This is a genomic window from Microbacterium sp. UMB0228 (assembly GCF_002871415.1).
In the GTDB taxonomy this organism is placed as follows: domain Bacteria; phylum Actinomycetota; class Actinomycetes; order Actinomycetales; family Microbacteriaceae; genus Microbacterium.
On the sequence record NZ_PNFU01000003.1, the window covers coordinates 376112 to 398703 of the forward strand.

22 protein-coding genes, 1 tRNA gene and 1 pseudogene are annotated in these 22592 nt (G+C 70.9%); 12 read left to right on the plus strand and 12 right to left on the minus strand.

Annotated features, from left to right (window positions below):
• Positions 1 to 8: 8 nt before the first annotated feature.
• Together CJ226_RS09250 and CJ226_RS09255 are read right to left on the minus strand one after the other, a co-directional pair.
• A complete protein-coding gene (locus CJ226_RS09250) occupies positions 9 to 833 on the minus strand; it encodes an integral membrane transport protein (protein WP_062636313.1) in 825 nt (274 codons plus the stop codon).
• Positions 830 to 1741 (minus strand): ABC transporter ATP-binding protein, encoded by a 912-nt coding sequence (locus tag CJ226_RS09255; protein ID WP_025105520.1) that lies wholly within the window; start codon positions 1739 to 1741, stop codon positions 830 to 832. Before CJ226_RS09255 ends, CJ226_RS09250 begins: the two co-directional genes overlap by 4 nt.
• Positions 1742 to 1905: 164 nt before the next feature.
• Here CJ226_RS09255 and CJ226_RS09260 point away from each other — a divergent pair, with 164 nt between their 5' ends.
• Positions 1906 to 2820: a DMT family transporter gene (locus tag CJ226_RS09260; RefSeq protein ID WP_102209137.1), complete on the plus strand. Its 915-nt coding sequence runs from the start codon at positions 1906 to 1908 to the stop codon at positions 2818 to 2820.
• Positions 2821 to 2897: 77 nt separating this feature from the next.
• On the opposite strand, the pseudogene CJ226_RS09265 reads toward CJ226_RS09260, so the two are convergent.
• Both CJ226_RS09265 and msrB read right to left on the minus strand, forming a co-directional pair.
• A pseudogene (locus CJ226_RS09265) lies at positions 2898 to 3500 on the minus strand (nitroreductase family protein); the annotation flags it as partial.
• Positions 3497 to 3901, minus strand: coding sequence for a peptide-methionine (R)-S-oxide reductase MsrB (msrB, locus tag CJ226_RS09270; protein ID WP_025105523.1), 405 nt, complete (start codon positions 3899 to 3901; stop codon positions 3497 to 3499). The gene msrB and the pseudogene CJ226_RS09265, both read right to left, overlap by 4 nt.
• A 72-nt stretch (positions 3902 to 3973) precedes the next feature.
• On the opposite strand from msrB, the gene CJ226_RS09275 reads away from it, so the two are divergent.
• The 4 genes from CJ226_RS09275 (at position 3974) to groL (ending at position 7618) form a co-directional block, all read left to right on the plus strand.
• Positions 3974 to 4966 (plus strand): DUF2332 domain-containing protein, encoded by a 993-nt coding sequence (locus CJ226_RS09275; RefSeq protein WP_102208990.1) that lies wholly within the window; start codon positions 3974 to 3976, stop codon positions 4964 to 4966.
• A gap of 9 nt (positions 4967 to 4975) precedes the next feature.
• Entirely contained in the window at positions 4976 to 5236 is a 261-nt protein-coding gene (locus CJ226_RS09280) for a DUF3263 domain-containing protein (protein ID WP_062636317.1), read from the plus strand.
• 70 nt (positions 5237 to 5306) lie between these two features.
• On the plus strand, positions 5307 to 5873 hold the full coding sequence (locus CJ226_RS09285; protein WP_231868255.1) for a LytR C-terminal domain-containing protein: 567 nt from the start codon (positions 5307 to 5309) through the stop codon (positions 5871 to 5873).
• A gap of 125 nt (positions 5874 to 5998) precedes the next feature.
• Positions 5999 to 7618, plus strand: coding sequence for a chaperonin GroEL (gene groL / locus CJ226_RS09290; RefSeq protein WP_062636321.1), 1620 nt, complete (start codon positions 5999 to 6001; stop codon positions 7616 to 7618).
• A gap of 73 nt (positions 7619 to 7691) precedes the next feature.
• Here groL and CJ226_RS09295 read toward each other — a convergent pair whose 3' ends face one another.
• The 3 genes from CJ226_RS09295 to CJ226_RS09305 all read right to left on the minus strand — a co-directional run bounded on the left by CJ226_RS09295 (position 7692) and on the right by CJ226_RS09305 (position 10551).
• Positions 7692 to 7979, minus strand: coding sequence for a WXG100 family type VII secretion target (locus tag CJ226_RS09295; protein WP_102208991.1), 288 nt, complete (start codon positions 7977 to 7979; stop codon positions 7692 to 7694).
• A gap of 126 nt (positions 7980 to 8105) precedes the next feature.
• Positions 8106 to 9797 (minus strand): cell wall metabolism sensor histidine kinase WalK, encoded by a 1692-nt coding sequence (locus tag CJ226_RS09300; RefSeq protein WP_102208992.1) that lies wholly within the window; start codon positions 9795 to 9797, stop codon positions 8106 to 8108.
• Between the two features lie 61 nt (positions 9798 to 9858).
• Positions 9859 to 10551 (minus strand): response regulator transcription factor, encoded by a 693-nt coding sequence (locus CJ226_RS09305; RefSeq protein ID WP_025105529.1) that lies wholly within the window; start codon positions 10549 to 10551, stop codon positions 9859 to 9861.
• 119 nt (positions 10552 to 10670) lie between these two features.
• Between CJ226_RS09305 and CJ226_RS09310 the strand changes: the two genes are divergently transcribed.
• Entirely contained in the window at positions 10671 to 11672 is a 1002-nt protein-coding gene (locus tag CJ226_RS09310; protein ID WP_146008236.1) for a CPBP family intramembrane glutamic endopeptidase, read from the plus strand.
• 15 nt (positions 11673 to 11687) lie between these two features.
• Here CJ226_RS09310 and CJ226_RS09315 read toward each other — a convergent pair whose 3' ends face one another.
• Genes CJ226_RS09315 through CJ226_RS09325 form a run of 3 tightly spaced genes read right to left on the minus strand, consistent with a single transcriptional unit; the run spans position 11688 to position 15354 of the window.
• Entirely contained in the window at positions 11688 to 13328 is a 1641-nt protein-coding gene (locus tag CJ226_RS09315; RefSeq protein ID WP_102208994.1) for a DNA repair helicase XPB, read from the minus strand.
• 36 nt (positions 13329 to 13364) lie between these two features.
• Positions 13365 to 15068, minus strand: coding sequence for a helicase-associated domain-containing protein (locus CJ226_RS09320; RefSeq protein ID WP_102208995.1), 1704 nt, complete (start codon positions 15066 to 15068; stop codon positions 13365 to 13367).
• Between the two features lie 10 nt (positions 15069 to 15078).
• Positions 15079 to 15354, minus strand: a complete 276-nt coding sequence (locus CJ226_RS09325) for a hypothetical protein (protein ID WP_025105532.1) — start codon at positions 15352 to 15354, stop codon at positions 15079 to 15081.
• 115 nt (positions 15355 to 15469) lie between these two features.
• Between CJ226_RS09325 and CJ226_RS09330 the strand changes: the two genes are divergently transcribed.
• Complete coding sequence (locus CJ226_RS09330) at positions 15470 to 15850, plus strand: cold-shock protein (RefSeq protein ID WP_025105533.1); 381 nt, start codon at positions 15470 to 15472, stop codon at positions 15848 to 15850.
• Positions 15834 to 16457, plus strand: coding sequence for a DUF3027 domain-containing protein (locus CJ226_RS09335; protein ID WP_102208996.1), 624 nt, complete (start codon positions 15834 to 15836; stop codon positions 16455 to 16457). The genes CJ226_RS09330 and CJ226_RS09335 overlap by 17 nt, the downstream gene beginning before the upstream one ends.
• Before the next feature lie 9 nt (positions 16458 to 16466).
• On the opposite strand, the gene serC is transcribed toward CJ226_RS09335, so the two are convergent.
• Positions 16467 to 17579: a phosphoserine transaminase gene (gene serC, locus CJ226_RS09340; RefSeq protein ID WP_102208997.1), complete on the minus strand. Its 1113-nt coding sequence runs from the start codon at positions 17577 to 17579 to the stop codon at positions 16467 to 16469.
• 101 nt (positions 17580 to 17680) lie between these two features.
• Here serC and CJ226_RS09345 point away from each other — a divergent pair, with 101 nt between their 5' ends.
• The 4 genes from CJ226_RS09345 to CJ226_RS09360 all read left to right on the plus strand — a co-directional run bounded on the left by CJ226_RS09345 (position 17681) and on the right by CJ226_RS09360 (position 20373).
• Positions 17681 to 18382 carry a metal-dependent transcriptional regulator gene (locus tag CJ226_RS09345; protein WP_062636334.1) on the plus strand — a complete coding sequence of 234 codons (702 nt, stop codon included), beginning with the start codon at positions 17681 to 17683 and terminating at the stop codon, positions 18380 to 18382.
• Between the two features lie 344 nt (positions 18383 to 18726).
• Entirely contained in the window at positions 18727 to 19446 is a 720-nt protein-coding gene (locus tag CJ226_RS09350; RefSeq protein WP_257996606.1) for a M23 family metallopeptidase, read from the plus strand.
• Positions 19447 to 19753: 307 nt separating this feature from the next.
• Positions 19754 to 20251 carry an HNH endonuclease gene (locus tag CJ226_RS09355; RefSeq protein ID WP_025105538.1) on the plus strand — a complete coding sequence of 166 codons (498 nt, stop codon included), beginning with the start codon at positions 19754 to 19756 and terminating at the stop codon, positions 20249 to 20251.
• Between the two features lie 48 nt (positions 20252 to 20299).
• Positions 20300 to 20373 (plus strand) — tRNA-Arg (locus CJ226_RS09360).
• An 18-nt stretch (positions 20374 to 20391) separates the two neighbouring features.
• Here the strand turns inward: CJ226_RS09360 and CJ226_RS09365 are convergent.
• Entirely contained in the window at positions 20392 to 22578 is a 2187-nt protein-coding gene (locus CJ226_RS09365; protein WP_102208999.1) for an MMPL family transporter, read from the minus strand.
• Between the last annotated feature and the right edge of the window lie 14 nt (positions 22579 to 22592).

Consider the following 22592-nt stretch of genomic DNA (forward strand, 5'->3'; position numbering starts at 1 on the left):
CCGGTCTCCTACGCGTCCCGCGTGCGGAGGACGGCCCACGCGGCCAGCAGACCGCCGACCACCCAGCAGCCGAGGGTGAGGAAGGCGACCGGCGCATCCAGCGTCGCCGTGTCACCGGGCAGGATCGCGCTCTGCGCGGCGGCGACGGGCAGGTAGGCGGAGGCGTCGATCACCCAGGCCCAGGCCTCTCCCGCCATCGCGAAGAAGCTCGCGACGATCGGCAGGACGAACAGCAGACCGACCGTCGCCGCGATCGCTCCGGCACCCGAGCGCAGGATGAAGCCGAAGGCCACGCCGATCAGCGCGAAGACGGCCATGGCGAGGGAGGCGACCACGATCGGCAGGACGGAGGCCGCGGGGTCCGACCAGTCGATGCCCTGCTCCCGTCCCGCGACCACGGCGGACACGGCGACCGCGGCGACGCCGAAGATGACCAGCGACGACAGGAAGAGGAAGCCCGCGAGCACGAGCGACTTCGCCAGCAGCACGGACCCGCGGATCGGGTCGGCGGTCAGCGTCGAGCGGATCATGCCCGTGGAGTACTCGCCGGTGACCGAGATCGCTCCGATGATGCCGGCGAGCAGCATCGTGAACTGGATCGGCATGACAACCGCCTGGATCGGGTCGAACCCGGGGGCATCGATCGCCTGGGCGATGAGGACGGCGATGCCGATCGTGAGCACGGCGGCGATCGCGATGGACCACCACGTGGACCGGAGGGTGATGAGCTTGATCGCCTCGCCGCGCACAGCGCGTGCGAAGGTGAGGCGCCGACCCGAGTCGACGGCGGGGGGCGTGAGGGCCGGGGTCGTCACGGCGGGGGCGGCGGTCATGAGAGCTCCTTCGTGCGGTACTCGACGGCGTCGCCGGTGAGGGCGAGGTAGGCCTCTTCCAGGGATCCGGTGGTCGGGGTGAGTTCGTGCAGCGGGATCCCGCGCTCCGCGGCGAGGTCGCCGATGCGGGCTGCCGGGAGCCCCGCGATGTCGAGCAGATCGGGAGCGGCGCTGACGATCTCCACGTCCGGACCGCCCACCGCGGCCACGAGGTCGGTGGGGCGGGGTGTCCGCACGCGCACGCGGTTTGTCGTCCAGGAGCGCACCAGCTCGGCCAGCGGAGCGTCGGCGAGGACCTTGCCCCGTCCCATCACGATGACGTGGTCCGCGGTCTGCGCCATCTCGCTCATGAGGTGACTGGACAGCAAGACCGTCCGGCCCTCGGAGGCGGCATGCCGGACGAACTGCCGCACCCAGCGGACGCCCTCCGGGTCGAGGCCGTTGACCGGCTCGTCGAGGATGAGGGTGTGCGGGTCACCGAGCAGTGCGGAGGCGATCCCGAGGCGCTGCCCCATGCCGAGGGAGAACTTCCCCGCGCGCTTGCGGGCGACCGCGCCGATGCCGGCGAGCTCGATGACCTCGTCGACGCGCGACGTCGGGATGCCGTGCGTGGCGGCCATCGCGCGGAGGTGATCCCGCGCGGTCCGACCGGTGTGCACGGCTTTGGCATCGAGGAGCACGCCGACCTCGGTGAGGGGCGCCCGGAGCTTGCGATACTCCTGGCCGGCGACGGTCGCCCGGCCGGCCGACGGACGGTCCAGCCCGACGATCATGCGCATGGTCGTCGACTTCCCTGCGCCGTTCGGTCCGAGGAAGCCGGTGACGGTCCCCGGCTGCACGGTGAAGGACACGCCGTCGACGGCGGTCTTGTCCCCGAATCTCTTGGTGAGGCCTTCTGCGGTGATCATGGTCCCCACGCTACGGACCGCCGGGGCGCGGCGCGTCCTCCCGGAGGACGATTCCCCGGTGCGGTGCGATCGTCCTCCGGGAGGACGGCGCCGTGGAGGACAGGTGCCCGTGGAGGCTCCGATAGTGTCGAGAGGTGACTCCCGCCCGCCGCCTCCCCGCCCCTCTGGCGCTCGGGGGAGCCGTCGCGATCGGGGTCATGACCGCGATCCAGGCGGGCATCAACGGGGTCCTGGGCGTGCGTGTCGACAACGGCATCGTCGCCGGCTTCCTGTCCTTCGCGGTGGGGCTCGTGGCTCTCGCCGTCGTCATCTCCTTCCTGCCTTCAGCGCGTCGTGGTGCTGCGCGCCTCGGCCGCGGCATCCGCGACCGGAGCATCCCGTTCTGGATGCTCCTCGGCGGAGCCTGCGGCGCTCTCACCGTCTCCACCCAGGGGCTGACGGCGGGCATCCTCGGCGTCTCCCTCTTCACGGTGGGTGTCGTGGCAGGGCAGACCCTGCACGGCCTCGTCCTCGACCGCATCGGCTTCGGACCGGCGGGCGTCGTGGCCGTGACCCCCGGCCGGGTGATGGGCGGCGTGCTCGCGCTCGCCGCGGTGGGGATCTCCCTCTCGGGCGATGTGCTGGCGACCGCCCCGCTGTGGATGCTGCTGCTGCCCTTCGCCGCCGGTGTCGGCATCGCCTGGCAGGCCGCGACGAATGGTCGGCTGGCCCAGCGCGTGCAGTCGCCGATCGCCGCCACCCTGATGAGCTTCATCGCGGGAACCTTGGTCCTGGCGGTCGCCGCCGGCACCAGCGTCGCCGTGCGGGGGTGGCCGGCCGCGCTGCCGACCGAGCCCTGGCTCTACCTCGGCGGCTTCCTCGGTGCGGGCTACATCCTGCTCGGCGCCTTCATCGTCGCGCACACGGGCGTGCTGCTCATGGGGCTGGGATCGGTGCTCGGGCAGCTCGTGACGTCCGTCGTGATCGACCTGCTCTGGCCGGCGCAGGCGGGACCGGCGCTGTGGCAGGTGATTGCGATGGTCATCGTGGCGGTGGGCTCGGTGCTGGTCGCGGTGCCCTGGCGTCGACGCCGGCTCTAGGAGCGGCTCTTCTTCGCGGCCTTCGCGGCCTTCCTCTTCGCCTTCTTCTTCGCCTTCTTGCGGGCCTTCTTCTCGGCCTTCTCGGCCTTCTTCCTCTCGGCCTCCTGCGCCGCCGCCTCGGCTGCCGCCCGCTCCTCCGGAGAGAGCTTCGGCGGCCGGGTGAGAAGCGCGCGGGCGTCGACCGTCTTACGCCGGCCGGGGCTCTTGCCCTCGGGCTTCGCGCCGACGTAGAGCCAGCCGAGGAGCTCCTCGTCGGGCCCCAGCCCGTGCATGCGCGCCACGGGCTCCGAGCGCGTGTAGTGTCCGGTGCGCCAGATGACGCCCCACCCCGCCTCATCGAGCAGCAGGCTCAGCACATGCGCGACGCCGGAGGCCACCGCCTCCTGCTCCCAGCGCGGCACTTTCTCGCTCGGACGGTAGCTCGCGACCACCGCGATCAAAAGCGGGGCCCGCAGCGGCTTCGTCGACGGCTCCGCGTCGCCCTGAGCCTCGGCGATCGCGGCACCGAGGGCCTCGCGGTCCGCGCCGCGCAGCTCGATCAGACGCCAGGGGCGCAGCGAGGAATGGTCGGCGACGCGGCCGGCGGCACCGACGAGCGTCACCAGCTCCTCGCGCCCCGGGGCGGTGTCGCCGACCTTCGACCAGGACTGCCGTGCGCGGACGGCGTCGAGGGCGCTCACGACTCGTCGGGCGTGAAGTTCAGCGCGATCGAGTTCATGCAGTAGCGGTCACCGGTGGGGGTGCCGAAGCCGTCCGGGAAGACGTGGCCGAGGTGCGAACCGCAGGTCGCGCAGCGGACCTCCGTGCGCACCATGCCGAGGCTGTCGTCCTCGAGCAGCTCGACCGCATCCGGCCGGACCGACTCGTAGAAGCTCGGCCAGCCGCAGCCCGAGTCGAACTTGGTGCCGCTCTTGAACAGCTCGGCGCCGCAGGCGCCGCAGGTGTAGAGGCCGGCGCGCTCCTCGTCGAGCAGCTCACCCGTCCAGGCGCGCTCGGTCGCCGCCTGGCGCAGCACGGCGTACTGCTCTTCGCCGAGCTCGTCGCGCCACTCGTCTTCGGTCTTGTTCACGCTGTAGGGCATCGTGTCCTCCTGAGTCCTCTCCATTCTCCCTCGTGCGAGGGCGTCGGTGGCGCTTCGCGTCAGAATGGACGCATGACCGACGCCGTGCAGGAGCGCTATGCCCGATTCGCGGCGACGGAGGCTCCTGGGCGCAGCGCGCTGTACGCGGAGTGGGCGGCCGGGGTCGCCGCCGACCCGGAGATCAGGGAGCTTCTGCGACGGATCCCGCCGACCCGACGTCAGCCACCCCTCGTCTTCGCCGTGTCCCGCCTGCTCGGCGCCGGTCACGGACCGTACCGGGAGTGGCGTGAGTTCGTCCTCGCGCAGGCCGACCGGCTCGTCGGCGAGTGCACCCGGCGCGCCCTGCAGACCAACGAACCTCTGCGGACCGCCGCCCTGCTGCCCGTGCTCTCCGAGATCGACGGGCCGATCGCACTGCTGGAGATCGGCGCCGCGGCGGGCCTGTGCCTCTACCCGGATCGCTACTCGTTCCGCTTCACCGACGGAGACGGACGCGTCCGCCGCGCCCTCGATCCGCTCGACGGCCCCTCGGCGGTGCTGCTGGAGAGCACCGTGTCCGGAGACCTTCCGCCGCTGCGCCTGCCCGAGGTCGTGTGGCGCGCGGGCATCGACCTCGCCCCGCTGGACGCGGCGGCCGCCGACGACCGGCGCTGGCTCCGCGCGCTCGTGTGGCCGGGGGAGGAGGGGAGGGAGCAGCGCATCACCGCCGCGCTCGACATCGTCGCCGCCGACCCTCCGCTCCTCGTCGCCGGCGACGCGGCCGCCCACCTGGACGATCTGGCGGCGTCGGCTCCGGCGGACGCCACTCTGGTCATCACGACCCCGGGGGTGCTGGTGCACATCCCGCGGGCGGAGCGGACGGACCTCGTCGCGACGATCGCGGGACTGCCGGCGCACTGGGTCACGATCGACCCACCCGGCCTCCTCGACGTGTGGGAACCACCGGTCGACGCGGAGACCTGGCCGGGCTTCGTCGTCGCGCACGATGGCCGCGTGCGCGCCGCCGCGGATCCGCTCGGCGCGTGGTGGGAGTGGCGCGCGAGGGATCGTCGTCCGACGACCTAATCTGAGGGCATGTCCGCAGACCCCCTCACGGAGCGCGATCGCGCGATCCTCGCCCTGGAGGCCGCCTGGCCCCGCCATGGCGGCATGAAGGAGGAGGTCATCCGCAGCAGGCTCGGCATGAGTGCGGCGCGCTACTACCAGCTGCTCGGGCGGCTGATCGACTCCGAGGCCGCGCTCGAGTTCGACCCGATGCTCGTGCGCAGGCTGCGCCGGCTTCGGGACGCCCGCGGCGCCAGACGGGCCGCGCGAATCCCCGGCTTCACCGGCTGAGCGGACGCGACCGCGGGGATCGGGCCGGTCGCGGAACGGTTTGCCAGGGACGTGCCGCTAGCATCGAGGGGTGTCCAAGCCCCCCCGTGACCGTTTCGACGAGGTCCCCCGTTCCACCGGACGCGTAGGAGCGCACCGCGCCGAAGCCCCGGGAATGAACGGCTGGGTCGTGCTCCTGTGGTCGTTCGTCGCTGCCCTCGTGCTCATCATCGCCGGCATCTTCGGCGCCCTGACCGTCATGGGACGCATCGACCTCTTCCCGGAGGCCGCCCCGTCCGCGGCCCCCACGCCGGAGCAGACAGGGGTGATCGACCCGACGTACTCGGTGCTGATCCTCAACGCGACCCCGGACAACGGGCTCGACGACCAGATGCGCGACACCCTCATCAACGCGGGGTGGGCGGCGGAGACCGTGCTCGCGAGCGACAGCGCGAGCGATGATTTCGAGACGACGACCGTGTACTACGTCACCGCCGAGGACGAGGAGGCCGCGCAGGGCCTCGCCGGCGTCATCGGCGGTGCGGAGGTGCAGCAGAGCGATTACTACGCCGGCCAGACCGAGGACGGCCAGAAGCAGCTCACGGTCGTGATCGGTCTCGACCGTTCCGCGTCGGTCCCCGAGACTCCGGCCCCCTGACGGACGTCTCCCCACGCAGATCGCACGGCTTGCACTCGATGGTGTCGAGTGCCAGAATGGCGTTAGCACTCTCTCACTCTGAGTGCTAAACCCACCGTCTACGTCCAGGAGGGACGACAAAACTCATGGCAAAGATCATCGCCTTCGATGAGGAGGCCCGCCGCGGCCTCGAGCGTGGCCTCAACATCCTCGCCGACGCGGTCAAGGTGACCCTCGGCCCGCGTGGTCGCAACGTCGTGCTCGAGAAGAAGTGGGGCGCCCCCACGATCACGAACGACGGTGTCTCCATCGCCAAGGAGATCGAGCTGGACGACCCGTACGAGAAGATCGGCGCGGAGCTCGTCAAGGAGGTCGCCAAGAAGACCGACGACGTCGCCGGTGACGGCACGACGACCGCCACGGTCCTCGCTCAGGCCCTGGTCCGCGAGGGTCTGCGCAACGTCGCGGCTGGAGCCGACCCCATCTCCCTCAAGCGCGGCATCGAGAAGGCCGTCGCCGCGATCACCGAGGAGCTGCTGAGCACCGCGAAGGAGATCGACTCCAAGGAGCAGATCGCCGCGACCGCCTCCATCTCCGCCGCCGACCCCGCGATCGGCGAGCTCATCGCCGAGGCCATCGACAAGGTCGGCAAGGAGGGTGTCGTCACCGTCGAGGAGTCGCAGACCTTCGGCACCGAGCTCGAGCTCACCGAGGGCATGCGCTTCGACAAGGGCTACCTGAACCCGTACTTCGTCACGGACCCGGAGCGCCAGGAAGCCGTCTTCGAGGACCCGTACATCCTCATCGCGAACCAGAAGATCTCCAACATCAAGGACCTCCTGCCGATCGTCGACAAGGTGATCCAGGACGGCAAGGAGCTCGTCATCATCGCCGAGGACGTCGAGGGCGAGGCTCTCGCGACGCTCGTGCTGAACAAGCTCAAGGGCATCTTCAAGTCGGTCGCCGTCAAGGCCCCCGGCTTCGGTGACCGTCGCAAGGCGCAGCTGCAGGACATCGCGATCCTCACGGGCGGCCAGGTCATCACCGAAGAGGTGGGCCTGAAGCTCGAGAACGCCACGCTCGACCTGCTCGGCCGTGCGCGCAAGGTCATCGTCACCAAGGACGAGACCACGATCGTCGAGGGTGCCGGCGAGGCCGACCAGATCGAGGGTCGCGTCACGCAGATCCGTCGCGAGATCGAGAACACCGACAGCGATTACGACCGCGAGAAGCTGCAGGAGCGCCTGGCGAAGCTCGCCGGTGGCGTGGCCGTCATCAAGGCTGGCGCTGCGACCGAGGTCGAGCTCAAGGAGCGCAAGCACCGCATCGAGGACGCCGTCCGCAACGCGAAGGCCGCCGTCGAGGAGGGTATCGTCCCCGGTGGTGGCGTCGCGCTCATCCAGTCGGGCACGAAGGCGCTCGACGCTCTCTCGCTCGAGGGCGACGAGGCGACCGGCGCGAACATCGTGCGCGTCGCGATCGAGGCTCCGCTGAAGCAGATCGCGCTGAACGCCGGTCTCGAGCCGGGCGTCGTCGCCAACAAGGTGTCCGAGCTCCCCGCGGGCCAGGGCCTGAACGCCGCCAGCGGCGAGTACGGCGACATGTTCGCACAGGGCATCATCGACCCGGCGAAGGTCACGCGTTCCGCGCTGCAGAACGCCGCGTCGATCGCCGGCCTGTTCCTCACGACCGAGGCCGTCGTCGCCGACAAGCCCGAGAAGGCTGCGGCTCCCGCGGGTGACCCCACGGGCGGCATGGACTTCTGATCCGCTGAGAGGTTCAGGGACCCAGGTCTCACACGGAAAGCCCCCGGCTCCGGCCGGGGGCTTTCTGCGTCCCTCAGCGGAAGAGGCTCGCCGAGTACTGATCCGCTTCGGCGTACTGGGTGGCCACGGCGCCGAGCGAGGTGCCGATCCCGTCCAGGACGAGCTCGACGTGCTGCTGGGCGCCCTGCCACTCCTCGGCGCAGCTCTGGAAGGCGGCCGAGGCCGTGCCGACCCACACGCTCTGCAGCTGTCGGAGCTGGGACATGAGGGTGGCGGACTCGGCGCGCAGGCGCTCGATGGTCGCGCGGGTTGCGGCCTCCGCCGCGTGGACGGCGTCGGTGTCGACGGTGAAGACGGTCATGGGATCTCCCTTCGAGGAAGCTCCGACGGTACGGGGGCTGCAGCGCCGCCGGAGAGGCAAGACCGCGTCCGGTCCGGAAGCCGCGAGAAGGGGCGGTCCGCGAGAGATCTGTGCAGGAGCGGATGCCTACGGGAGGTCGTCGAGCCGGTCCAGGGGCTGCGTGTCCTCGAGGAGATGCTCCGGGGTTGAGCGCGCGGGCGCGAGCGGGAGCGTGACGGTGAAGGTGGCGCCGCCTCCCGGGCTCTCCGACACCGCGATGTCGCCGTTGAGCGCCTTGAGGATGGAGGCGACGATCGCCAATCCCAGGCCGGAGCCGCCGGTCTCCCGCGCGCGGGAGGTGTCGGCTCGCCAGAACCGCTCGAAGATCTGCTCCCGGATCTGCGGCGGGACCCCCTCGCCGTGGTCAACGATCGAGATGCTCGCGGTGCCCGCCGCGCGGTCGGAGTCCACGACGATCTCGATCGGGCTGTCCTCGGGGGAGAAGCGGCGGGCGTTGCCGAGGAGGTTCGTGACGACCTGACGGACCTTGTTCTCCTCGCCGAGCACGATCGGCGGTGTCCGCACCGGGATGTCGGCCACCTCGGTGAAGTCGATGGCCGGCGGCTGGTCCTGCGGCCGCGCGCGGCGACGAAGGCGCGACAGGGTGGCGCGGGGGCGCGGCTTCGGCGCGGGCTCCGGGGCGATCGGCACCACCGGGGTGCGGATGGGTGTGGTCGGGACGTTCTCGAGCGTGCGGTCGATCACGGAGATCGTGCGGCCCGGAGCTGCGGCCCGCACGTCGAGGGCGGCATCGCGTGCGATGGGGCGGAGGTCGAGCGGGACGATCTGCGGCTCGCGCTCCTCGTCGAGTCGGGCGAGCGCGAGCAGGTCCTCCACGAGGACGCCCATGCGGATCGCCTCCTTCTCGATGCGCTCCATCGCCCTGGCGGTATCCTCCTCGCCCTTGATCGCGCCCATGCGATACAGCTCGGCATAGCCGCGGACGCTGACGAGCGGAGTGCGCAGCTCGTGGCTGGCGTCGCCGATGAAGCGCCGCATGTGCTGCACGGTGCGATCGCGCTGAGCCAGGGAGCGATCCACCCGGTCGAGCATCGTGTTGATGGCCGCGTTCAGGCGCCCGACCTCGGTGGTCGGCTCCAGGTCGGTGAGCCGCTGTCGGAAGTCGCCGGCGGCGATCGACATGGCGGTCTGCTCGACCTGCCCGAGCCGACGGAACGTCAGCGTCACGAGGCCGCGGGTGAGCAGTGCCGCGACGAGGATCGTGATGAGGGCGATGGTGATGTAGATCCCGAAGTACTGGCTGATGATGCGGTCGGCCTCGGCGAGGGGGAGCGCCACCATCTGGATGCTCAGCGGGTCGCCCTCCTGCTGCACGACGGCCGCGGCGGCGTGGTAGACCCGGCCGTCCGTGTCCTCGAGGGCGAGCACCTGATCCTCGTTCGCCTGGGCGTCCGACAGGGTGTACTCCGCGGGGAAGACCGGGGCACGACCGGAGGCGCTGGGGGCCGTCGCACGCAGGGCGCCCTCCGCATCGTAGATCGCGAAGGAGAAGTCCCGGGGCTTCTCGTCCCGCGGGGTGTACGTGGTGACGCCGTCGATGGTCGTGGTGTCGAAGTACCGGTCGACGAGGTCGCTGGTCACCAGTGCCGGAAGCTGCGCGTTGATGTTCTCCACCAGGGCGTTCCGCAGCAGCGGCACCGTCCCGATCCCGGCGACGAGGAGACCGAGGGCGAGCACGGCGACCGTGACGCCGGTGACCTTGGCACGGAGGCTGATGCGCCGCCACCAGGCGGTGACCGCATCCGGCTTGTGCGCCATGCGGTCCTCCCTCGTGCGGCGGCGATGCCGTCCGGGGACGGCGGGTGCGGGCTCGACGGTCTCAGACCGTCTTGCCCACCTTGAGCATGTACCCGAAGCCGCGCTTCGTCTGGATCAGCGACTCCTCCGTGTGCGGATCGATCTTGCGACGCAGGTACGAGATGTAGCTCTCGACGATGCCGGCGTCGCCGTTGAAGTCATACTCCCAGACGTGGTCGAGGATCTGCGCCTTCGACAGCACCCGGTTCGGGTTCAGCATGAGGTAACGGAGGAGCTTGAACTCGGTCGGGCTCAGGTCGATTGGCTCCTTGCCGACGTGCACGTCGTGCGTGTCCTGGTCCATGGAGAGCTCGCCGGCGCGGATGATCGACTCCTCGTCGGCCTGCATCGTGCGGCGGAGGATGGCCTGGGCCCTGGCGACGATCTCGTCCAGGCTGAACGGCTTGGTGACGTAGTCGTCGCCGCCGGCGTTCAGGCCCTCGATCTTGTCCTCCGTGCCGTCCTTGGCCGTGAGGAAGAGGATGGGGGCGGTGAATCCGGCGCCGCGGAGGCGCTTGGTCACGCTGAACCCGTTCATGTCGGGGAGCATGACGTCGAGGATGATGAGGTCCGGCTCCTCCTCGAGGACGGCGGAGATCGTGGCGGCGCCGTTGGCCACCGTCTTCACCTGGAACCCGGCGAAGCTGAGACCCGTGGAGAGCAGGTCGCGGATGTTGGGCTCGTCGTCGACGACCAGGATGCGCGCAGCAGTCATGACCCCATTATGGTGACTTCGGCAATGCGCGGGCTGATTATCCTGCGGAACGGCGTGGATGCGGTCGATCCGTCGGCGGGTGGATGTGCCGCACAGGCGGCCCGGGGGAGGATCAAGGTATGAGTTCGATCGAGGACGCCACCGCCGCCCCCGTCATCCCGTCCGCGCCGTCCCCCGAGGTCGCTGAGCGCGGGCTCGAGTACCACCGTCTAGCGCTCCTCCGCCCGCGCCCCCGGTGGTGGAAGCCGCTGCTCACCGGACTCCTCGGCATCGCGTTCTACCTCGCGATCCTCGTGCTCGTCATCGTGCCGCTCGTGATCGTGTCGGCCCTGGTGCCCGGGTGGGGCGCCGAGCTGCAGATGCTGTTCCGGACCACCGCGTACTTCCAGCTCGACCGTCCGTGGCTCCTCGTGGCGCTCGTGCTCCCGCTCATCCTCATGATCCCCGCCCTGCTCCTGGCCTCGCGGGTCGTTCAAGGGCGAGGCGTCGGGCTCCTGTCGTCGGTCACCGGGCGGCTGCGGATGGACTGGCTCGGCCGGACCCTCGGGCTGGCGTTCGCGGTGTTCGTCGTCTACTTCGCCGTGGTGCTCGGCTGGTCGGCGGCCCTCGGCGATGCGGTGACACCGGACTTCTCCCACCCCGGGCTCCTGCTCATGGTGGTGCTCCTGCTCGTGCTGATCCCATTCCAGGCCGCCGCGGAGGAGTACGTCTTCCGCGGCTATCTCATGCAGCTCGTCGGGACCTGGCTCCGGCACCCCGCCTTCGCGATCCTGCTGCCGGTGCCGCTGTTCGTGCTGGGGCACGGCTACGACGTGTGGGGTGCGGCGAGCGTCGGCCTCTTCGCCGTCGTCGCCGCCTGGCTCACGTGGCGGACGGGCGGGCTGGAGGCGGCGATCGCGCTGCACATCGTGAACAACCTGATGATCTTCCTGCTCGGCTCCGTCGCCGTGGTCGACGCGAACGCCACCTCGGGGTCGCCGGTGGATCTCCTGGGCTCGGCCGCGGCGATGCTCGTCTTCGCCGTCGTCGCGGACCGCTGGGCGCGCCGGAGAGGGATCACCCGGACCGCGTCGGCCGTCGCCCGCGGGACGCATCTCCTCCCGGCGAGGATGCACGGCTGAGCGCCGCGCCCCTGTTCAGGCGGCGATCGCTTCGGCGTCCATGATCGTGTAGCTGTACCCCTGCTCCGCGAGGAACCGCTGCCGGTTCTGCGCGTAGTCCTGGTCGACCGTGTCGCGGGCCACGAGCGTGTAGAAGCTCGCGGTGTGGCCGGACTGCTTGGGACGGAGCAGCCGCCCGAGCCGCTGGGCCTCCTCCTGCCGGGAGCCGAACGAGCCGGACACCTGGATGGCCACCGACGCCTCGGGGAGGTCGATGGAGAAGTTCGCGACCTTCGACACCACGAGCAGCGAGATGTCGCCCTCGCGGAACGCCCGGTACAGCTCCTCGCGTTCCTCGACCGGGGTGGACCCGGTGATCTGCGGGGCGTCGAGCGCCTGCGAGAGCGCGTCGAGCTGGTCGAGGTACTGGCCGATGACGAGGATCTGCTCGCCCTGGTGGGCCGCGATCAGCTCGCGCACCGCATCGATCTTCGCCGGTGCGGAGGCCGCGAGCCGGTAGCGCTCGTCGTCGGTCGCCGCCGCGTACTCCAGGCGGTCCGCCGGGGGGAGGTCGACCCGCACCTCGAAGCAGGCGGCGGGGGAGATGAACCCCTGCGCCTCGATCTGCTTCCAGGGGGCGTCGAAGCGCTTGGGGCCGATGAGGCTGAACACGTCGCCCTCACGGCCGTCCTCGCGGACCAGGGTCGCGGTGAGGCCGATCCGGCGCCGCGCCTGCAGGTCGGCGGTGAGCTTGAACACCGGGGCGGGCAGCAGGTGCACCTCGTCGTACACGATGAGGCCCCAGTCCAGGGCGTCGAGGAGCGCGAGGTGCGCGTACTCGCCCTTCCGCTTCGCCGTGAGGATCTGGTACGTCGCGATCGTGACCGGCTTGACCTCCTTGGCCTGCCCGGAGTATTCGCCGATCTCCTCGGGCGTGAGGCTGGTGCGCTTGAGCAGCTCGTCCCGCCACTGCCGTGCGGACACGGTGTTCGTCACGAGGATGAGCGTCGTGGTCTTCGTGGCGGCCATGGCCCCCGCGCCGACGATGGTCTTTCCCGCCCCGCAGGGGAGGACCACCACGCCGGAGCCGTCCCTGGAGAAGGCGTCGACCGCGTCCTGCTGGTACGGGCGGATGGCCCAGCCGTCCTCGGCCAGCTCGATCTCGTGGGGCGTGCCGGGGGTGTAGCCGGCCAGGTCTTCGGCCGGCCAGCCGATCTTCAGCAGCTCCTGCTTGATCTGGCCGCGGGCCCACGCGTCGACGACGAAGGTCTCCGGCGTGGGGTGCCCGATGAGCAGCGGCTGGATGCGCTTGTTGTTCGCGACCTGGGCCAGCACAGCGGGGTCGGTCGAACGCAGGATGAGCACGCCCTCGTCGTCGCGCTCGATGACCAGGCGCCCGTACCGGTTGACCGTCTCGCGCAGGTCGACCGCGACGGAGGGCGGAACCGGGAAGCGCGACCAGCGGTCGAGCGTCTCCAGCATGTCGTCGGCGGTGTGCCCGGCCGCGCGGGCGTTCCACAGACCGAGCCGCGTGATGCGGTAGGTGTGAATGTGCTCGGGCGCGCGCTCCAGCTCGGCGAAGATCGCGAGCTCGTGACGGGCGCTCTCGGCGTCGGCGTGGGCGACCTCGAGGAGCACGGTGCGGTCGCTCTGGACGATCAGGGGGCCATCAGACATAGCTGACCAGTCTACCGGCCCCTGGCCGCACAGGGCCTATGTCGGGACGACGGTCGCGGCGCGGATGCTCGACACCGGCAGGGTGCGCTCGACATCGGCCGCCCTGTCCCTGCCGCGCAGCCGACCGCCGCCGATCCCGGTGGCTTCGAGGAGGAGGTCCCTGGTGGATCCGTCCGGCATGCCGACCGTCACCCGCAGCACGGCCTTCACGCGCACCGCCGCCTCCAGCTCCCTGTCCAGCCACGCGGCGTCCGCGTCGGGGCCCTGGTGCTCGCGCAGCCGGGCGATCAGCGGTCCGTAGTCGGGGGCGGGAGCGTAGTCGGGAACGGCGGCCGGATGGCGCGTGCGCACCGCGACGGTCCCGTCGCGATCGACGAGGGTCGCCGGATACCGCGCATCCGTCAGCGCCCAGTACACCGTGTCCTGCCCGACCTTGGTGGTCAGCGAGCCGACGTGCGCGGTGAGTCCGAGAGGGCGGAGCGACTGGTCGACCGCCATGGCCTCGAGGAGGTGCGCGTCCGTGCTCTCCACCCGCGTGCGCCCCGTCTCGTCGTCCACGGAGACCCGCACCAGTCCGTGGCGCTGGCCGGTCTGCGCGACGAGGTAGCCGAGGGGCTGAGGGATGCCCGTGAGCGAGAGGCCGCCGAGGAACTCCAGGATCGAGGACTCATCCTCTCCCGCGGCGAAGGCGTGCGCCACCGACTCCGCGGTGAACCGGTACGACGAGGCCTGGGAGGCCGACTCGCGGCGGGCCATGGTCCGCAGGCGCACGTCCAGCGCGGGCTGCAGAGGACCCGGGGCGATCGCGGTGAGGTCGTTCTGGAGGAAGATCCGGTCCACCTCCGCGGGCAGGAGCGCCGCGAGGGCGGAGGGGTCGGCCGCCGCGCCGCGTCGCAGGGCCTCGGACCAGGCGGGCTCGGAGCCGTCCTCCGCGACGAGACCGAGGAGCCGGGCGCCTTCGAGCTGCCGCGCCGCGTCTTCCGGCCAGGCCGGGTCCCAGGGGTGGGCACGGTGCCACTGCGTGAGCGGGAGCCACCCCCCCGACTCCGCGCGCACACCGCGGGGCAGTGCGTCGCGGAAGGCCGTGGCCAGCACGCTCCAGCGTGCGATCGCAGGAGAGCGCAACCACTCCTCTGCGGCGGGCGTCGTGCGCAGCAGTCGGTCGCTCGGCGTCGCGAGCCCGGCGCGGACGGCGAGGGACACCAGGGGATCGACGCTCTCGACGGGGAGGCCGGCGTCGGCGAGCTGGCGCTTCTGCCCCGCGCTCACGGCGCCGCCCATGAGCAGCGCGACGGGCTGATCCCTGGCGAGGAGGAGGATGTCGGCCACCGCGCCGACGGTGGTGAAGGCGCGTTCGGCGGCGTGTGCGGCCACGGACTCCGAGGAGGCCGGCGCCGGCGTGTCGTCCGGCACGGCGGGGCGGGTCTTCCCGGCGACCGCCTCGGCCACCGGCGGGTGAGGAGTGCCGTCGGGGCGGAGGAGGGCGAGGGCGACCAGGCGCTCCCGCTCGGCGCCGACGACGCTCCCGGAGGCGGCATCGAGAAGCGTCGTGGCCTCGGCGGCGGTCAGAGCTGGCAGCACGCGGGCGATCGAGGACGGCTCCAGCAGCGCCTCCGCGGCGTCGAAGAAGTCCTGCCATCCGGCATCCGGGCGGACGCCCCGTGCGCTCAGGAGCACCGTCAGCTCGTCATCGCTCGCCGCAGCCAGGTGATCGGCCAGCGGGCGTGCGTGCGTGCTCATCGGGGCGGCCTCACCGACGCGACTCTGCGCGGCCCTTCCGCACGAAGCTCATCACCAGCAGCACGATGATCATGACGAACGCGAGCGGCAGACCCCAGTAGGGGATCGCGGCGATCACGGGCCACAGTCCCTCGCCGAAGGCCGCCCGGTCCATGCCCAGCGCCGTGCCGATGATGATGACGAAGAAGCAGATCACCGCCGCCGCAGCGATGCCGAGCGCGGTGAACGCCAGGATGCGGTCGATCCGACGGATGGGGACCTCCGGTCCCCGGCTCTGCGTACTCATCCGCCCCAGCCTACTCGCACGCCGGGAAGCGGCTCCGTTCCGTCCGTGACCGGTAGGCTGGGGGCACGCGCACGAGCGCGTCCCGTTCTGCATTCGACCCCAGCGAGGTTCTCCCATGCCCACCGGCAAGGTCAGGTTCTACGACGAAGACAAGGGTTTCGGCTTCATCGCCAGCGATGACGGCCAGGACGTCTTCCTGCACGCCTCCGCGATGCCCGCCGGCACCGCGGTGAAGGCGGGTGCGCGCGTGGAGTTCGGCGTGGCCGACGGCAAGCGCGGCCTCCAGGCGCTGTCCGTGCGCGTGCTCGAGGCGCCGCCCAGCCTGGCGAAGGCGAAGCGCAAGCCCGCCGACGACATGGCCATCATCATCGAGGATCTCGTGAAGCTCCTCGACGGCATCGGCGGCGATCTGCGCCGCGGCCGCTATCCCTCCTCCAGCCACGGTCGCAAGATCGCGGCCGTCCTGCGCAAGGTCGCCGATGACCTCGAAGCCTGACGCCGACGCGCGTCTCGTCGAGGCGCACGACCTCGCGCTCTCCGCCCTGCGCGAGATCACTCCTGCCGCCACGATCGGGCCGGCCGCCGGCTACATCCCGGAGGAGGACGGGTCCGTCTCCCTCCGCTTCGAGAACCGGCTCCCCGGCTACCCGGGCTGGTATTGGACCGTGACGGTCGCCCGCGTCGACGGCGAGGAGCCCACCGTCCTCGAGGTCGAGCTGCTCCCCGGCGACGGTGCGCTGCTCGCTCCGGAATGGGTGCCGTGGGCCGAGCGCCTCGCCGAGTACCGCGCGCACCAGGCCGAGCTGGCCGAGGCGGCCGCAGCCGGCGGAGACGACGAGGCCGACACGGACGACGAGGATGCCGACGGCGAGCTCGACGACGACGGCATCGACGATGACGAGCTCGACGAGGACGGCTCCGACATCCTCCACGCCGGCGACCTCGACGGGGTGGACATCGATGAGCTCGACGACTCGGAGGACGACGCGTCCGACGAGGACGACGAAGCCGAGGATAACGACGCCGAGGACGACGAGGCAGAGGACCCCGAGGACGACGACGCCGACGCCCGCGATGCGGACGTCGGCGACGAAGAGGAGTGAACCAGGCGGTCAGCCGCCGAGGTTCTCCTGCACGAAGTCGATGGCACGGATGAGCTGACGCACGTCGTCCGGCTCGATCGAGACGAAGGTCGCCACCCGCAGCTGGTTGCGGCCGAGCTTGCGGTACGGCTCGGTGTCGACGATGCCGTTCGCGCGCAGCCCCTTCGCGATCGCCGCGGCGTCGACGCTGTCGTCGAAGTCGATGGTCGCGACGACGGGCGAGCGGTGCGCCGAATCGCTGACGAAGGGCGTCGCCACGGCGGAGGCCTCGGCCCAGTCGTACAGCACCGAGGAGGATTCGGCCGTGCGTGCCGCGGCCCAGCCGAGTCCACCGTTGTCGAGGATCCACCGCAGCTGGTCGTCCAGGAGCAGCAGCGTCGTGAGGGCGGGGGTGTTTAGGGTCTGGTTGAGCCGGGAGTTGTCCACCGCCTGCTTCAGGCTCAGGAACTCCGGGATGTACCGCCCCGAGGCGGCGATCCGCTCGATGCGGTCGATCGCGGCGGGGGAGACCGCGGCGAACCAGAGCCCGCCGTCGGAGCCGAGGTTCTTCTGCGGGGCGAAGTAGTAGACGTCGGCCTGCGCCATGTCGAGGTCGATGCCGCCTGCGGCGCTCGTCGCGTCGATCACCGTGAGCGCCCCGTCCGCGTGGACGCGCTCGATCGGCGCGGCCACGCCGGTGGAGGTCTCGTTGTGCGGCCAGGCGTACACGTCCACACCCTCGACGAGCTCGGCGGCGCTGCGCGACCCGGGCTCGGCGGAGCGGACGTCGGGAGCCTCCAGCCAGGGAGCGGCGGCGGCCTTGGCGAACTTGCCTCCGAACTCGCCGAACACGAGGTTCTGGCTGCGACGCTCGATGAGGCCGAAGGCGGCGGCGTCCCAGAACGCGGTCGACCCGCCGTTGCCCAGGATGATCTCGTAGCCCTCGGGCAGGCGGAAGAGCGCGGCGAGCTGCTCGCGGACGCTGCCGACGAGGTTCTTCACGGGCGCCTGGCGATGCGAGGTACCCAGGATCGAGGCACCCGTCGTGACGAGCGACTCGAGCTGCGCACCGCGCACCTTCGAGGGGCCGCAGCCGAAGCGGCCGTCAGTGGGCAGGAGGTCACGGGGAATCTCGATCGCCATGGCTAGATTCTAGGGGGATCGCGCCGCCGTTCCTCCCGCCTGCGCCCCGTCCGATGTCGCCGGAGGAATGTAGGCTTGCCTAAGAACTTTCGGAGGGCCACATGACGGATCTGATCGACACCACGGAGATGTATCTCCGCACCATCCTCGAGCTCGAGGAGGAGAACATCGTGCCGCTGCGGGCGCGCATCTCGGAGCGCCTCGGCCACTCCGGTCCCACCGTCTCGCAGACCGTCGGACGCATGGAGCGCGACGGCCTCGTCGTGGTGTCCGAAGACCGCACGCTCGAGCTCACCGACACCGGCCGCCGCAAGGCCGTCGACGTCATGCGCAAGCACCGCCTCGCCGAGCGGCTGCTGTCCGACGTGATCGGGCTGGACTGGGCGTTCGTGCACGAGGAGGCCTGTCGCTGGGAGCACGTGATGAGCGAGCAGGTCGAGCGCCGTCTCGTCGAGCTCCTCGGTCACCCGACCGAGTCGCCGTACGGCAACCCGATCCCGGGCCTCGACCAGCTCGGCGACCTCCCCGCCCGCACTTTCGACGAGGGCGTCATCGGCCTCGTGCAGCGGCTGAACGCCGCGGGAGAGCCGGTCGAGGGGACGGTCCGCCGTCTCGCCGAGCCGGCCCAGGTCGACCCCGAACTCCTGGAGCAGCTGCGCGACGCGGGCGTCGTCCCGGGTGCGCGCGGAGACTTCCGCTTCAACGAGGGCTATGTGCTCATCCAGATGGACGGCAAGGAGGAGGGCCTGGAGCTCCCCGTCGAGCTCGCCTCGCACATCTTCCTCGTCGGCGAGCCCGCCTGATCGGCTCACCGAGGATTGTCAGTTTCCCAGGGTGACATGATCGTTATCTTCCGGTAACCTCGGTCAGGTCCTCAGCGAAGAAGCCCGCTGGGGGCGAACCGCGAAGATCCGCCTTCCGGCTCGTCGTCTTCCCGAGAGGGATGCGCTCGAACCCGAGCAGTGCATCCCTGCCCTGGGGCAGAGAGTGTCGACGAGCCAGCGCCACCCGAGGTGCGAGGGCTCAGGAGGACCACGTTTTGGCCGCAGACATCGAACCGACCGCGAAGACATCTGAAGACCGAGTACCCGCCCGACGCTCCGGCGCCCGGGTCGGCGTTCGGAAGATCGCAGCCCCTCTCCGGTCGGTGGCGATCTTCGGTGCCGTCGGCGCCCTCGTCGCCGCCGTCGCGCTCCCCGCCTACGCGGCGTCGAAGCCGACGGATGCCACCGCGCAGACCGTTCAGCAGCTCGCCGCCGTCGACGCGCAGTCGCTGGTCGTCGCCTCGGAGGCCACGGCCGCTCCGCTCGTGCGCGGCGCCTTCAGCGCCACCACGCCCGAGGAGATCGAGAAGAAGAAGGCGGAAGAGGCCGCTGCCGCAGCCGCCCGTGCCGCTGCCGCCGCCGCGGCCGCCTCCACGCGCTCCTCCGGGAACTTCAACACGGCCGGCTACGCTCTCGTGGCCCCCGGTTCGGGCGAGGTCCGCTACCCGCTGCCCCTCGGCTCCTGGAATGTCAGTCGCACCGTGGGCGGCGGGCACAACGGCGCCGACATGCTCGCTCCGGCCGGCACGCCGATCTACGCGGCCGCCTCGGGCGTCGTGCGCGCCTCCGCCGAGAGCATCGGCGGCTACGGCGTCGCGGTCATGCTCGACAGCGTCGTGGGCGGCCAGCGCGTGCAGACCACATACGGGCACATGCTCTACGGCTCGCGCCAGGTGCAGGCCGGCCAGACGGTCGCGGCCGGTCAGCTGATCGGCTACGTCGGCAGCACCGGACGCTCGACCGCGAACCACCTCCACTTCGAGGTCTGGATCAACGGCGGCCTCGTCGAGCCGATGTCCTGGCTCTCCGTCAACGCCGGCTGAGCCGGACACGTTCTCAGTCATTCATCTCCCGTTTCGCCGCAGGCTGCGTGGGATGGGTTAGCCTGAACCCGTCGTCATACAGGCGGGAGAGGCTGATGGAGCGTACACCGAGCATCCGAACCATGGACGCTCTCGGTCGTCACGTCCTTCGGCATTGCCCGCAGGAATGCCGCGGTGCTGCCGCGCGCGAAAGGCGCCGTCTCTAGACGGCGCCTTTTCTCGTCCCTGCGAACGCTCTTCCTCCTGCACGACGTCGTGTGAGTCGAGAGTGCCGGGAAGCCGTCCCGGCGGATCGAGAGGATGACGAATGCGCACACTGGTCCTGAATGCCGGATACGAGCCGCTGGCGATCGTGTCCTTCAAGAGAGCCCTCGTCCTGGTCATGAACGACAAGGCGACGGTCATCGAGCGCGTCGAGGACGACCCCGTCTGGGGCACCCACGGCGTCTACGACCGCCCGGCGGTGATCATCCTCTCCCGCTACGTGCGCGTCCCCACGAGCCGGCGCGTCCCGGTGACCCGCCGCGGCGTGCTGCGACGCGATGGTCATCGCTGCGGGTACTGCGGCAAGGCGGCCGCGACGATCGACCACGTCCTCCCGCGCTCGCGCGGCGGCGCGGACTCCTGGGAGAACCTCGTCGCGTGCTGCCTGCGCTGCAACAACCTCAAGAGCAACCGCACCCCGCAGGAGATGCGGTGGCAGCTGCGGTTCACGCCGCGCCCCCCGCACGGCACGGCGTGGACGGTACGAGGGGTGGAGCGCAGCGATCCTCGCTGGGAGCCCTACCTCGCCCTCGCCGCCTGACGGACGGCGCGAGGGCGCGCAGCCGTGGTCCCGTAGACTGGGCTGCGCGCCCTCGTAGCTCAGCAGGATAGAGCAGCCCTCTCCTAAAGGGCAGGTCGCAGGTTCGAATCCTGTCGAGGGCACTCCCGCTTCCGCACGCGTCAGGGCCGGCCGCGCCGCCACAGCTTCGACGGCCACCAGATGGCCTTGCCGATGTCGTAGGCCAGCGCGGGGACGAGCAGCGAGCGCACCACGAAGGTGTCCAGCAGCACTCCGAACGCGACGATGAACGCGAGCTGCACGAGGAAGAGGATCGGGATCACCGACAGCGCCGCGAAGGTCGCCGCCAGGACCAGGCCCGCGGAGGTGATGACGCCGCCGGTGATGGAGAGTCCGCGGAGGATGCCCTCCCTCGTCCCGTGCTGCTTCGACTCCTCCCGCACCCGCGTCATGAGGAAGATGTTGTAGTCGATGCCCAGGGCGACGAGGAAGACGAAGCCGTAGAGCGGGACGGCGGGGTCGGCGCCGGGGAAGTCGAAGACGCCGTTGAACACGAGCGCCGAGACGCCCATGGCCGTGCCGAAGGACAGCACCGTCGTGAGGATCAGCAGCACCGGCGCGAGGATCGAGCGCAGCAGCAGCATGAGGATGATCATGATCACGACGAGGATCACCGGGATGATGAGGTTGCGGTCGTGGATGGACGCGTCGTTCGTGTCGATCGACGTGGCCGTCACCCCGCCCACCACGGCTCCGAGGTCGTCGAGCTCTCCGCGCAGCTCGCGCACGGTGGAGGCGGCCGCAGCGGAGTCGGCGGCGTCCGTCAGGGTCCCCTGTAGGAGCACCTGACCGTCGACCGTCGTGGGCTCCGGAGCGGGGGTCCCCGGAGGGCCGACGGCCGTGATCCCGTCCGCCGTCACCGGAGCGGACCCGCTCGGGGAATCGGACGCGGTGACGGTCACCCCGTCGATCCCGTCGTTCGCGAGGAGCACGTCGGCGGCGTCCTGCAGGCGGTCCTCGTCCACGATCACGGAGACCGGGCTCCCCGAGCCGCCGGGGAAGTGCTCGCCGAGCGCGACCTGGCCGTCGCGCGCCTCCGAGGCCCCGAGGACGAGATCGGACTGCGGGACACCCTGCGCGTCCAGCTGGGTGACCCCTGCCGCGCCCGCGAGGAGGACGAGGGTGGTCGCGATCCAGATCACACGCGGACGCTTCTTGATGAGGCCGGACAGTCGCGCCCACAGCCCGGTGGTGCGCATGCCGTGCTCCTCTGCCACGACCTCGGGCTCGAAGCGAGGACGCCGCGGCCAGAAGACCGCGCGCCCGAACAGCAGCAGCAGCGAGGGCAGGAGCGTGAGCGCGGACAGCATCGCGAACACGATGCCGATCGCCGCGACCGGGCCGAGGGTGCTGTTCGACTTCAGGTCGCTGAGCAGGAGGCACAGGAGTCCCGCGATCACGGTGCCCCCGGACGCGACGATCGGCTCGACCGACCCCTTCCACGCGGCGAGGAGGGCGACGCCCTTGTCCTGTGCGACCCGCAGTTCCTCCCGGAACCGCGCGACGAACAGCAGTGCGTAGTCGGTGGCGGCGCCGATCACGAGGATGAAGAGGATGCCCTGGGTCTGCCCGCTGAGCAGCAGGATCTCCCACTTCGCCAGCCACCACACGACGAGCAGCGCGACGCACAGGCCGAACAGGCTCGTGGAGAGCACGACGAGCGGCAGCAGGAACGAGCGGTAGACGAGGACGAGGATCACGAGCACGGCGAGCAGGGCGACGCCGAGGAGGAGGCCGTCGATGCCGGCGAAGCCGGCGGCGAGGTCGGCCGTGAAGCCCGCAGGACCGGTGATGGAGACCGTGATGCCGTCCGGCACCGCGGCGCGCAGCTCGTCGCCGAGAGCGGTGGTGGCATCGCTGAGCTCGGCGTCGCCGTCGATCGGGATGAAGGCCTGCACGGCTCGGCCGTCCTCGGACGGAAGCGCCGGGGAGACGTCGTCCGCGACGCCCTCCACGTCGGGCGCGTCGGCCACCGCGTCCGAGATCGCCTCGAGCTCTGACGGCGTCAGCTCCTCGTCGGAGGTGAAGATCGCGATGGCCGGGATGGCGTCGCTGTCGGTGAACTCGCCGAGGAGCTGCTGCACGGTCGTGGCGTCCGCGGACTCCGGGAGGTAGGTGGTCTGGTCGTTCGACGACACCTCGTCGACCTTCCCGAACAGCGGACCGCCGAAGGACGCGCCCGCCAGCCACACCAGGATGAGGGCGACGGGCAGGAACACCCGCAGCCAGGAGTGGCGTCGGGTGCGCGCGCGGGTCGGCGGCGTCGGTGCGGGGGCGGGGCGGGACATCGGGGGTCCTTTCG